Raw genomic sequence first — 13,691 nt, 5'->3', positions numbered from 1 at the left:
TATCATTTTAAACACAATATTGTATTAGAGGTGTATTCTTATTTCCGATGACCAATATTTATCCGTATCCACATTTAACAAAAAAATGGCACTTTATTTTAATAGCATTCCTAGTTTTCATAATGTTCATGTGAAAGGTGAGGTTTCAGGCACTTACATATCTCAAGTGGGTCATCTTTATTTTACTTTAAAGGATAAAACCTCTAAGGTTCCATGCATCATATATAGGGATAACAGGAAAAATATTGGTTTTGATATTGAAAATGGAATGAAATTGCTTGTGACCGCCAATGTCGGCGTCTATTGGCCTCATGGGAAATATCAGCTTGATGTTAGATCCGTTATTGAAGACGGTTTGGGTCAGCTGTATGTCAAATTACAACAATTGAAAAAGAAACTAAAGAATGAGGGTTTGTTTGAAGAGGAACATAAGAAAGAATTGCCTTCTTTCCCAAAAAGGATTGGGGTCATCACATCCCAGGGAGGATCTGTTATTCATGATATCATAAGGACTGTCGAACAAAAGTGGCCTTATTGCCAGGTATTTCTTTTCCCGGCAGCCGTTCAGGGCGCCAATTCCAAAAATGAATTGGCCTTGCAAATCAAAAGAGCAGATGAATATGACATGGATGTTTTGATTGTTGCCAGAGGCGGAGGTAGTCTGGAGGAATTATGGTCCTACAATGAGGAGATGGTCGTTAGGACTATCTTTAACTGCAGAACTCCGGTCATCAGTGCAATCGGCCATGAGGATGACACAACCCTATCTGATCTTGTCGCCGATGTGCAGGCATCAACACCAACCATGGCTGCCAGTCTGGCAATCGAAGACAGGAATCATGTTTTAGATAACATTAATCATATGAATTCCAAATTGATGACTTTCATGTCTTCTAAATTGGGAGATTACAAAAAGCAGCTGGATTTTGTATTGTCCAATCCGATGATTGCTGATTCCACTAATGTCTATAAATCCAAAAAGTCAGAATATGATGATTTGTGCAGCCGCTTCAATAACAGCTCGAATGAAATATTGAATTCCAATCGTGTGATGCTCGATAAAATCATCAATGAATATGTGATTAGATACCCATGCAAAATGCAACTTGTTTCATCAAAGTCCCATTTGGATGGACTTAAATCTCGTTTAATTGATGCAATGGATTCAATGATAAATAGTCATAGGATTGGTCTAGATAAGGCTGCAAACAAATTCAAGTTTCAATCGGAAAAACAGCTGACATCCAAAAGGCATTCGCTGGAAATTTCAAAATCCTATCTGAAAAGCAATCCCTGCCAGAATCAGATTGATAATCTGAAAGAAAGTTTGGATTATAAAAGGATGAATTTAACTAAGGGGATATCCCTAAAACTTGAAAACGATAAAAAGGATTTTGATAACCTATTGCAGAGAAGCATAATCAAGAATCCCGATTTGATCTATTTGGATAAGTCAAGGCAATTCCATGCATTGGATGGTAGGTTCATGAGCAAATCGAATGAATTGATTATGACAAAGTCCCATGAATTGGACAATATGAAAAATGCATCAATACTGAAGAATCCCTATAGCATCTGCTTAAAGATGGAAGATGATTTGAATAAACTTCGGGATAGATTCACGACTAAGTCAAATGGGTTAATATTGGCTAATCACTACAGGCTGGAATCCATCAAAACCAAGCCGGTTATTAAGAATCATTTAAATGAATATATAACTTTGAGAAGTAACCAAATTGCTAATTTAAAAGCAGGACTGGAAAAAGGTTATGGCCTAACCATAAATCAAAAAGAGAAGGATTTGCATATTGTCTTGAATGGCAGATTATTTAAAAATCCTGAAATCTTATACGAATCTCAAATCGATGAATTGAATAAGATCAAGACTTCAAAAATCATCCAAAATCCATACATCCTATTGGGTTATTATAGGAATGAATTGAAGATTTATGAAGAGAAACTGGATAAGATTAATCAGGTAATCACACTTAAAAAGGAACAGCAAAAGCAGAAGGTGACATATACTTGCATAATTGTAGCGATTGCTGTTTTATTAGTAATTATTTTAATAGTAATCTTTGGAGGAATATTATGAGCGAAAAGACATTTGAAGAAAACATGGTTGAACTGCAAGGAATTGTAGAAAAACTGGAAAACGGAGATGTGAACTTGGATGAGGCAATCGCTGAGTTTGAAAAGGCAATGGTTTTGATTCAAAGCTGTGATGCCAAACTGAAGGAAGCTGAAGATACAATAGCTAAAATTGTTGATGAAAATAAGGATGTTGTTGAGTTCAATCAAGATTAATTTCAATTATTATTAATTTTTTTGGAAGTTGGAATGATGGCAAATTTAATAATGGGAATAAAAAATCATAGAGCTATTAATGAAGCTTTAATAAAGATTAATAAGATTAATGTTGTAGGGGGAATAAACGGGAGTGGCAAATCTACTGCAAGTAGACTACTTTATACATTTTTAAAAACATATTCCTCAGATAGATGGGAAGTAGCAGTTTCTGAAATTATAGATAATCTCAATTGCATTAGAGATGAATTAATTAAGGATGGCATTGAAGTTGAGTCTAAACTTCCTGAAGAATTGGATTATGATGATAATTATTCTGATATAATTGATTGTTACTTGAGATTAAAAGAAGTAGTTGAAAACTATTTAGATTATGCAAACAATAAAAAAGAAGAATTAATAAATGAAATTGGCATTGTTTATGAGTTGTTTTTAAAACAGCTAGCAAAAGATTTTGATAACGATTTTATTATTGAACTTCAAAAATATATTGAAATTAAATTTGATGAGCATATTCAAAGGATGAATGAATATAGGAGAATTAAAAAGAATTTTCCAAATGATGAATATACTTTTGATTCAATTGGCAGTTATTTTTATGAAATGTCAAAAGTCAAGCATACTAAAGATTTTCTTTCCAAAAATGATATCAACATGGAAAATTACAACTTATTTTTTAAAAATGTAGATAATCTAAAAGAGGAAATAGAAAATCTAAATATTGATTCATATAAATTTGTTATTTCAATGTTAAATCTCCCAATTCGTCTTTTATTTTCTGAAAATGAAGATTTGAGTCGGCATCATGTAATGCATGAATTATTTAGAAAAGAATCTTTAATTGATAAGGAAAAAATAGATTTCGGATTTTTCATTGAAACTTCAGATTCTGAATATATGCTTGCAGAAGATTATTTCAAGGACAATAATTACATAAATGATGTTTTTTATATTGACAATGTTTCTATTTTTGATTTAAGGGATAATTCAACAGAATTAATGGGTTTTGGAAAAGGAAGAAATATCGAGCATATTGAGCATATTCTGAATAAGATTTCATTTGCAGATATAAATAATATTAAATTAAATGAAAAATCTTCGAGTATTTTAGAAAAAATTGATGAAATTATCGGAGGAAAGTTTGAAATTAATAAATATAGCTTTCCAATGTCTTTAAAATTTCATAATGAAAATTTCAATGTAAATGATAAAAATATTGTCTCTTCCGGAATAAAACAAATTGGAATTATTCAACTTTTGTTAATTTGTAATATGCTTAAAGAAGACACATACTTAATAATCGATGAGCCTGAAGTAAATTTACATCCTGATTGGCAATTCAAATTTGCAGAAATATTGGTGCTTCTTGCAAAAGATTTGGATGTTACTCTTTATCTTAATTCACATAGCCCATTTTTCATAGAGGCAATAGATGCATTCACAGAGTATTATGACATGCAAGAAGATATTAATTTTTATCTGACAGAAGAATCTGAAGTTGAAGGGAAGTACAATTTCACTAAAATAGAATCTGACGAATTATATAGAATCTATGATAATTTGGGAAAACCATATGATTTGATTGACCAGTTAAGGCTTAAAAAACATTTGGGTGAATAGAATGGAAACTTTAACCAATAAGGAATTCATCACTTTCATTAAAAGCCATGAAAAGTTTTATGAAGACATCACTGAAATCTCAATGAGTGATTTTGGTGAATCTTTAATTGAAAATGACTTTAAAATGTATTCTCTTGATGAAATGTGCTGGGATTGCGAATTATTAAAAGAGAACACTCCAAAAACCACTGATGCCCTGTTTTATAAGGAAAGCCTTGACGGCAAATTGACATTGTACATCATTGAGTTCAAGTTCCATAACTTCAACAATCCCAATGCAAGGGACATGCTGGAAATAATGGCCAGTGATGTTAATAAGTATGACTGCGTATCAAATAAGTTTAAAAAGAATTTGCGCAAAATCAGGAATTACTATGGGGATGAAGTTGAGTTTAGCTTGATTTTAAAGCCGATTGAATCATTGTCTATTGTCATTCCTGCATTATATGAACAGTATTGCAAGGATAATGATTTGCCAATCAAAGATATACGATCTTTTTTGGATAATGTGGAAAAGAAGTTGATTGTATTTGTCAGCCATTATGATGACAAAAGGAAACATAATATGTCCAAACAAAGGGTCCAGACTATGGATGTTGGGGTAGAGAATAATTACAGAAGATTGGAGAAAGGAAATATTATAGATTACCATAGAATTTATCCAAGTTTCAAGTTTAGCTATTTTTTAAGTTATGAAAGGTTAATTTAGGTAATGAGATATTATGCAATTAAAACAATTTGAACAAGGAAAATTGGAATTTATTGATATAGACGCAAAAATTAACAGAAGGTTAAAATCTAAACCAATGTTTTTATTTAAAGGGAAATATTATTCAAGTGAATATCTTGCAGTTGAATATTTTAGATCTATGGGTTATGATGCATTTTTTTCAGAAAATACCACCTGGAAAAACCTACTTAAAATTCTTTTTAAAGATATTTTTAAAAAATTCGAAAAATTAGCCCAAAAGAAGCATTATAAAAAGCATTTTTATGATAATGAATTTTTTAAGATTTATGAAGATAAAATTAATCATAGATTTAATTATTTAAAAAATGCTGATTTGAAATCTATTATTAACAGATATCCAATTAAAGAATGGATAAAATATAGAATATTAGTAATCTGTAATCATCTAAAAAAAGATCAAATCCTATCAATTTTATATGATATGATTCAGGATTATGCACATAATCATATTGGTTTTCCAGATTTATTTGTTTTCAATGAGAAAGATTGCTTTTTTTGTGAAGTCAAAGCAAACAGTGATGTTCTAAACGCAGTTCAAGTGAAAAAACATGAAATTTTATTAAATAATGGAATTGATGTATGTGTTTTTGGAGTAAACAAAAAATCTTCTTGGATTGGAGAAGAAAAAGAAAAATATTTCAATGAAGACTATTTTGATGATGAAAATTTCATGGAAGCTTATGATTATAAAATAAGAACAGCAAATAAAACATATGCCAAATTTCAGAATAATCATATTGAAGATATTAAACTGGATTTTTTAAATAAATACGATTTAGATACATTTATTGGTTTTTTAAATATAATTTCAAAGGAAAATCATATAAATATTAATGATACAGTAATAAACAAATCAATAAAAGAAGGCAAAAGAATTAAAAATTTTAGATATTTATCAAGGGGTTGTATTTTGAAGAAAGGGGTTTATATTTGGATGCTATTAACGAATATGAACTTGTTGAAACATTTGAACGTTATGAAAGACTAAATGAATGTTATCGTAGAAATAAAGATGCTGAAAAACAAGTAGATTTAATTTATCATGTTATCAATGATGAAGGTGATATTCCTTTTAACATTAAAACAGATTTTAAAATAAGAGCAAACAGGTTATTTAGAAATAAAAAATCGATTGTTACATATGATACGGATAGATCTTGTCCAATCTGTGGGAGCGCTGTAAAATTAACCACACTTCACAAGAAGAATAATATTAGCATATTTACATGTACAAAAAGTGGTTGTTATTGGTATGGTGGAGTTTATAAAGGCGATTTAAAAGAATTTTCAAAAATAAATTTAAATAAATCACTAAATACAAGCATTGATTCTTCTTATTTGAATATGGATGTAACTAATTTATCTTATGATGAAAAAATAAAAATAAAGCAAAGGTTAGTAAAACAAGGCAACAGATATATTTATATGGAAGAAAATGGAAATGCAATTGAATTTTACAATAAATTATTGACACATGTGCTATTTGAAAATGATTATCATCCGTATAGGAAGTTAGCAAGAGTGTATCATAAAGATAAACAGTATGAAAAAGAAACCGAAATAATAATCTCATTTTTTAATTCCGGTATTTTTTGTGATGAAACTCAAATGAATTGGTTTTTAAAGAGGTTAAAGAGACTATCAAAGTATGATCATATCAAAACTTCAAAAATTAGGGAATTAGAAAGTAAATTTTTAAATTATGGTGCAAAAAATGGTTATTTGTCAGATAAACCAGTACCGCAAGCTATAAAACTTAAAAAATCAAGAAAAAAATTTTAAAATATTAAATCTGATGGATTAAAAGTTAGGATTTGAGTTTTTATGATATCTCTTATTTAGATAGTTATCAAATTTCTCTTTTTTTATTAACAAATTATATATAATATTTTTTACTTATGTTAAAATATATATTTTTTTAAACATAATATAATATCATATTAAATTTAATATTGGTGGTTCTAATATCAATTGATGAAATTAATAATAATATGGCATTTATGTGGCCCGATGTATATTCAAGATTAAAAAAGTCTGTTAATAATGAACATATGGCTATTTTAAATTTATTAGCTAATGGACATTCAGTTTTATTCATTTCAGATAATAGGCCTGATAGAACAAAATTGTTTAATTTATTTGATAAATTAGATATAAGCCATTTAATTATTGATTTTGAATTTGATATTAAAGATGACTCATTTTTAACTTATTTAATTGAAGATTCTAATGTTGATTTTAGTGATGATATTGATGAATTGTTTGAAAAGAAAAAGAACATTGAAAAAATTATTAATATTCTTTCTGATTATTCTTATTTTAATTTAACGCCTTATGAAACCAAAGAAATGAGAGATTACCATTTCAACAAATTAAATAATAAAAGATTAATTTTTCCCATATCTAATTTGGATCAATACAACAAATCTTCGATTGATAATATTGCAAGGGATATTGAAGATATCGTAAACGAATTAGATTACATATTCTTTTTAAAGGATTATTTTTCTAGAGATTTTTTTGAATCAGAGGAATATAATATTTTAATGGATGTTTCGAATAATTTTAAAGATAATTTAAATGATTTAATTAAATTAAATAAAAAATTGAATATATTAACTGGTTTAAAGATTTTTAATAATCTCCTAGAAATGGATTACCTGGAAAATATTCCTGTGTTATCTAAAAATCCAAAATACATTGAGAAAATGGATAGGAATATTTTAAATGAAGATTTAAGATTTTATTTTAATAGTGATAATTTAAATAAAAAAAATATTCCTCAAGAATCTCCAATACATAAATATGTTAGTGAAGGAGAAGATATAATCGAAAAACTATTAATTTCTGTATTGTACACAGAATTAATTGATAATGATATTTTAACTTATTTTAATATGGGTGATAATAAAGAATTTGTATTGAATAAATTTAAAATTTTATTAAATATTCATAAATATTGTAAAAAGCAACTATTCATGCTTTCAAGTTTTTACAAAAAGTATGAATGTTTCAAATTATCTTCAACTGATTTTGATTTAAGTAATTCTTATGATGGTTTATTTAAATCTTTTGATATCTATTTAGAAGATTTTAATAAATTAAAAAGGTATAATAAATTTTTGAATTATAATTTTGATGATGAAAATCTAAAAGATTATGTGGAACTTGTATTTTCAAATAAAGTAGGTAAAAATGATATTATAAATGTTTTTTATTTTAATTTTTATGATGCATTGTTAAATATTTTTTTAGAAAAATATGATTTTAATGAATCAAAACTTAATGTTGCTTATTATAAAAAAGAACTTACAGAAATTAATAGTAAAATAGGAGATGACTGTGAAAAACAATTTTTCAGGTCAATTGAATTCCATATATCACAATTAAATAATGATAAAAATGTTTTAAAAGAAAAAGAACAATTAAATTCAATTTTAGATGATGTTCAAAATAAATTTGAAAATTTTGAAGGGAATTATGAAGAAATAGAAAAATTTAATATTAAAATTTTAAGGGAATATAAAGAATTTATTTTTGCAAATCGTCGTTTGTTTTTAATTGATGAAAAAATGTTGTCGTTATTATCTTCAATTAATTATATTCAAGAGTTTGATTATGTAATAAGAAATAATAAAATTGAATATATGAAAAAATAATTCAAATTATGTTTAGGTTGTTAAGATGGATATTGATCAGATAAAATCTTTAAAATTTAATTTAAAAATATTTAAAATTAAAAATTTAATAAATGAATTGGAAATTGACAATAATTTAAAAAGTCAAATTAATAATTATTTATTTTATTTAAATGAAAATGGGAATTATGCTATAAATGAAGACTTGTACTGTTATAATTTTTCTGAAAATGATATGTTACATATTTTAGAAGGATTTTTAGAGAATCTATCTTATAATTTGGATTTTAATTTATTTAAACAAAAATTTAACAAAGAATTAACCAACTCATTTGTTAACATTGAAATAGAGGACAATGAGGAATTGGTTTTATTTGAAAATTTGAGTGAATTTGATGTTAAACCTATTGAATGTAGTGAAGATACAATTAATACACTAATTTCTAAAATAGAAAATGATAATTTTAATCAGACATCCGATAATCCAAATTTATTAATTGAATTTAAGCAATTTAAGGAATCACCAATTTTTAAGTATATTTCAAATGACTTTACTGATTATGAAATGTTTAAATTAATGGAAAAGATAGAAAAAGACATATATTCAGATAATATAAATGGTGAAATAAGTGATATTGTTGAGTATTATTTAAATGAATATTCATTTATTAAAAAACAATATGTATTAAATAACTTTTTAAATAGATTTATTCAAAGTCATTCTTTTGAGAGATTAGTAAAAAAGTATCAATACGATGATGATATAATTTTGATGATTTTGGATAGACTTAAAATTGATATTTCAAATGATGTAATTTCTGATGAGAACATTTTAATATTAAAATTAAAAGATTATCTTGAAAAAGAATGTATAAGGCAAGATTATCACAATCAATTATCTAAACTTAAAACAAATATTCCGGATATCTCAAAAAAATATAATTTAACTGCAGATGAAATAGGAGTTATTTTTAATGAAATTGAAACAGAAATAAATGATTATTGCATATTTGATTCTTTTTTTGGGCATTGTGAAAATAAATTCTATAGGCAGATTGAATTAAACCAAAGTGATTCTAGAATTATGCTTAATAAAATAATTAAAAGTGAAAAAATTAAAGATGCTTTATTAAATGATGCTCAACAGGAAAGAATCAATGATGAAATAGGTGAATTGATTAATAAAAATAAAATAAGAAGCAACCAAATTACAGAAGAGTTAATAATGAAAAAATTGATGAAGGTGAGTTTTTATGAGTCATATTAGTGCATTTGATTTTTTAAGTGATGATAAAAAATTTGATCAAATTTATCAGGAGTGCCTTGCATTCGAAGATACTATTTCAGGAAAGTTATATACAACATCATTAAGAACTGGAAGAACAATATGTGAATTACTAATTAAAAAGCTTGCTAAGACAAATTCTAACCTTAGAAAACTTTTCAAATATCCTTCTGAGGATATATTGCTACCGGAATATGGTTTATCTAAGTTAATTAAAGGTTGTTATCATGAAAAATTAATAGATAAACTTATTAAAGAAAAATGTTTTGATGTTAAAAGGTATGGTGATGCAAATGCTCATGGTGAAAATTACTATGAGTATGGTTTTATTCATTGTGAAAAGGTACATAAATTACTTTTTGAAATTTCGTTATTTTGCTTTAAAAAATTTCATGATGATGATTTAAAATATGATTATTTGAAAGATTTAAAATATAATTTTAATTTAAATTCATTAGAACCTACAAAAGTTACTGTTGATGAAAGAATAAATTTAATTGATAAAATTTATGAAAATGAAATCAATAAAAATAATTTTTCAAAATATATGGCTTTAAATAAAATTTATTTGGATATAAACACATTTAAAGAGGTTTTAAATGATTATAAAAAATATATAACAAATCACGAAGATTTAGACAATTATTTAAAAACAAATGATTTTCTCAAAGAAAAAGATATGTCAGAAATTTTATCATTTTTTGATTTTTCAGTAAAACATCAACTTTATGATGATTTAAAAAATGCGAACAATAATAATATTGCTTATTTATATCCTTATTTAGATGATTTTCCTCAAGATTTTACTATTGAATATTTATCTAATTTAGTTTCCGAATCCAATGAACTTGAAAAAAATGATTTCAAACTTATACGAGAGTTAGCTTATAATTTTTTAATTGATGATTTGGAAGTATTAACTAAAGAATTAGAAAACGAGCCAGTTATTGAAAAAGATGAATATGGTAGGGATATTGAAAAATTAATGAAATATGAAATCATTAGAGATGATTATGGACTAAAAATTAATCAAGTTGAAAAGAGCATATTCCTAGATAAAGATCAAGAATCTGCTGTAACTTATATGGGAGATAAACCATTAGTAATTAATGCAGGTCCGGGTTCTGGTAAAACAAGAGTGATAATTGAACGTGTTAGATTTTTAGTTAAAAATGGTGTTGATCCGTCAACAATATTAGTTATAACATTTACCAATGAAGCAACTAATGAATTGAGAAATAGATTAAAAAATGAAACTGATTTAGATATTGAAATCATTAATCAAATTAGAATTAGTACAGTTCATGCTTTTTGTAGATATGTTATTGCAAATTATGAAATAATACCTTATAATTATTTAGAAAGATATGGTGAAAGAAGCCTATTTTTAAATAAACACAGAGAAGAATTAGGATTTACAGGTTTTTCACAAACTCATGATTCAGATGTATCATTAATTACTAGATTATATGATGGATATTTTAACTTTGGATTAGTAGCCGAAGATTTTGCTGATGAGTTAAGACGTAGAAACGGTAGAAAAATTAAATGGGAATATAAAGATTTTGTCAAAAATTTTCAGGAAGAATATGGTACTTTTCCAACATTTAATCAAATTAATGATGCGGGATGGAGAAATTCTCATTATCATGCAAAATGGATAGCAATTGTAGAATCATATCCAAAATACAATGATTTATTAGAAAAATATAAAACATGTGATGATAATACAATCCTTCAAAAAACTTATGAAATTCTATGTCGTGTAGAAATTCCGTATAAAAACATTTTAATTGATGAATTTCAAGATACAAATCATCATTTAATGCAAATTTACAAAAAATTGAATGAAAATTCAGATTCATTTACAATAGTTGGAGATTCAGACCAAAGTATTTATGGTTGGAGAGGTGCTAGACCTTGCTATTTTGACCGGATAACTGATATTGAAAATCGTGAAAACATTGAATATGTTGAATTGCATACTAATTATAGGTCAACATCAGATATTGTTGATTTTAATGAAGAATTTATAAAAGGTAAACGTAATGTCCCTAAAAAATTAAAGGCAAAAAAACAATATAAAACCCCAATATACTATTTAAGTAATGGGTTTTCTAATGAATATGAAAATATTGTTAAGATTATAAAAAGCTTGCATGATGATAAGAAAATTAAAAAATATAGTGATATTGGAGTTTTATTTAGAACAAATGAGCAAGCAATGGACTTTAGTAATGTTCTTAGAGAAAATAATATACCTTTTTACTTAAAAGGAAATAAAGATTTATTAGAACAAAATGAAATAAAATCAATTTTGTTATTGTTATGGTATTTAATGCCTTATGATAAAACCAGTTTTATTTATAGATCAGATGTTTTTTTAAATTTTGAGGGATTTGCTTCTGATTATAATGATGAATTTTTTGGTTTATCTGATGAAACAAAACATGTCCTGAAGAATATTCAGTCAAATTTTGAAAAAAATGTTGTTGAATATGCTTTCAATATCGATAAGTCTTTATATTCTTATAAAAAAGTTTTTAATAAAGATATAACTTTCATTAAAGAAGTTGTTTCTAATACTAATTCATATGATTTGTCTGATTTAGATGATTTTGATTTAATTAAATTAGGAATCTCAAATCAAAATGATATAAATTTCTTTTTAAAATTAAAAGATATCAAATCTAAGATGTTTGGTCAAAATATGTATAAACCTACATCATTAGAAGTTTACAAGCAGTTACTAAAGTTAAATGGATATATAGATAAAATTTCTATTCAAAATACTTCCGAATCAATAAAAATTTTAAAGAATTTGAGTATGGTTTCTAGATTAATTAAAGATTATGAAAAAATTATGGGTTCAAATGATTATGTGGGTTTATTTAACTATTTAAATGGTGTTTTGCAATCATATAGTTCATATATTGATGAAACTGAAACTTTTGAAGATGAAGTTCATGTCATGACAGTTCATAAATCTAAAGGTTTAGAATATCCAATCGTTTTTGTTGCTTCATTAAGTGATGGTGATTTTCCAAGGGAATATAAAACAGGACTTTGGCATACGAATATAGAATTTTTGAGGTATAAACCTAAAGATATTTCCGAAGAAAAGACACAACATAATTTGGAAGAAATGAAAATGATATATGTAGCTGCTTCAAGAGCAAAGGAAATTTTAATTTTATCTTCAAATTACTTTAAACCACAATGTTTAATTGACATGAAAAAAAATGAAAATGTTACTATAAAAAATTTAAATTTGAACAATGTGAATACAATACCTGCAGTTGAATCTTCAAATTCATCTTCTTCAATTACTGGAATTCCTGAACTATATTTTGAAGATATTATAAATAATTACCTTGTTTGCCCATACAACTATTATATTTCTAATGACTTAAATTTTGCAGTTGAAGTAAGTGATGATAATCATGTGGAAATGGTTTTACATAGGTTATTAAACAGCATTCACTCTCAAAAAAATTTAACTGAAGATGATATTAAATTGAAGATAAACACAATTCTTAATTACCATAGTATTAGTCAGTTTGAAGAAGATAAAACAATTATTTCTAATGTTCTTAATTATTGGAACCAATTTGGAAAGAAATATGATATATTAAAAAATGAATATCCGGTATTAAAACATCTGAATAATTGTGATGTATTTGGTACAATTGATTTAATTGTAAAAGATGAAAATGGTGGATGTTCCATTGTTAAATTTATTGGTTCCGATGAAAAAATATTTGATATGGATTATTATGAGATGATCTTACACTTTTATTATTCTTCATTAAAAGATGATTTGGAATTTAAGGATAAACAATTGAATTCTATAATATTACATTCACTAAATCACAATTCAATAAAAACATTTGATATTAAAGATACATATGAAAAATTTGGATTAAAAGAATTAGAGAAGATAACCTCAAAGATATTAGATCAAAAATTTGATAAGAAAAGCAACTGTGATTATTGCGAGCATAATAAATTTTGTAATAATAATTAAAGTTATTATAAATTTTAAAAACGATATTTGACCATATATTAATAAATTAATTGCATTAAAGAT

General features: G+C 25.6%; 9 protein-coding genes. All 9 read left to right on the top strand.

Features of this window, described 5'->3' with window-relative positions; translation table 11 throughout:
• Nucleotides 1–34: 34 nt before the first annotated feature.
• The 9 genes from xseA (at nt 35) to E7Z77_RS00680 (ending at nt 13,628) form a co-directional block, all read left to right on the top strand.
• On the top strand, nt 35–2,095 hold the full coding sequence (gene xseA / locus E7Z77_RS00720) for an exodeoxyribonuclease VII large subunit (RefSeq protein WP_366510226.1): 2,061 nt from the start codon (nt 35–37) through the stop codon (nt 2,093–2,095).
• A complete protein-coding gene (locus E7Z77_RS00715; RefSeq protein WP_292749066.1) occupies nt 2,092–2,307 on the top strand; it encodes an exodeoxyribonuclease VII small subunit in 216 nt (71 codons plus the stop codon). The genes xseA and E7Z77_RS00715 overlap by 4 nt, the downstream gene beginning before the upstream one ends.
• A gap of 21 nt (nt 2,308–2,328) precedes the next feature.
• The gene (locus E7Z77_RS00710) at nt 2,329–3,927 is read left to right on the top strand and encodes an AAA family ATPase (protein ID WP_292749064.1); all 1,599 of its coding nucleotides are present in this window, start codon (nt 2,329–2,331) and stop codon (nt 3,925–3,927) included.
• Nucleotide 3,928: 1 nt separating this feature from the next.
• Nucleotides 3,929–4,636 carry a hypothetical protein gene (locus E7Z77_RS00705; RefSeq protein WP_292749062.1) on the top strand — a complete coding sequence of 236 codons (708 nt, stop codon included), beginning with the start codon at nt 3,929–3,931 and terminating at the stop codon, nt 4,634–4,636.
• Between the two features lie 13 nt (nt 4,637–4,649).
• Complete coding sequence (locus E7Z77_RS00700) at nt 4,650–5,666, top strand: VRR-NUC domain-containing protein (protein WP_292749060.1); 1,017 nt, start codon at nt 4,650–4,652, stop codon at nt 5,664–5,666.
• The gene (locus tag E7Z77_RS00695; protein ID WP_292749058.1) at nt 5,609–6,460 is read left to right on the top strand and encodes a hypothetical protein; all 852 of its coding nucleotides are present in this window, start codon (nt 5,609–5,611) and stop codon (nt 6,458–6,460) included. The genes E7Z77_RS00700 and E7Z77_RS00695 overlap by 58 nt, the downstream gene beginning before the upstream one ends.
• Before the next feature lie 209 nt (nt 6,461–6,669).
• A complete protein-coding gene (locus tag E7Z77_RS00690; protein ID WP_292749056.1) occupies nt 6,670–8,337 on the top strand; it encodes a hypothetical protein in 1,668 nt (555 codons plus the stop codon).
• A gap of 25 nt (nt 8,338–8,362) precedes the next feature.
• Complete coding sequence (locus E7Z77_RS00685; RefSeq protein ID WP_292749053.1) at nt 8,363–9,583, top strand: hypothetical protein; 1,221 nt, start codon at nt 8,363–8,365, stop codon at nt 9,581–9,583.
• Entirely contained in the window at nt 9,570–13,628 is a 4,059-nt protein-coding gene (locus E7Z77_RS00680) for an ATP-dependent helicase (protein WP_292749051.1), read from the top strand. The genes E7Z77_RS00685 and E7Z77_RS00680 overlap by 14 nt, the downstream gene beginning before the upstream one ends.
• The last annotated feature ends 63 nt before the right edge of the window (nt 13,629–13,691 follow it).

The organism is Methanobrevibacter sp., assembly GCF_015062985.1.
In the GTDB taxonomy this organism is placed as follows: domain Archaea; phylum Methanobacteriota; class Methanobacteria; order Methanobacteriales; family Methanobacteriaceae; genus Methanocatella.
This window is presented reverse-complemented; position numbering and strand designations above follow the sequence as displayed.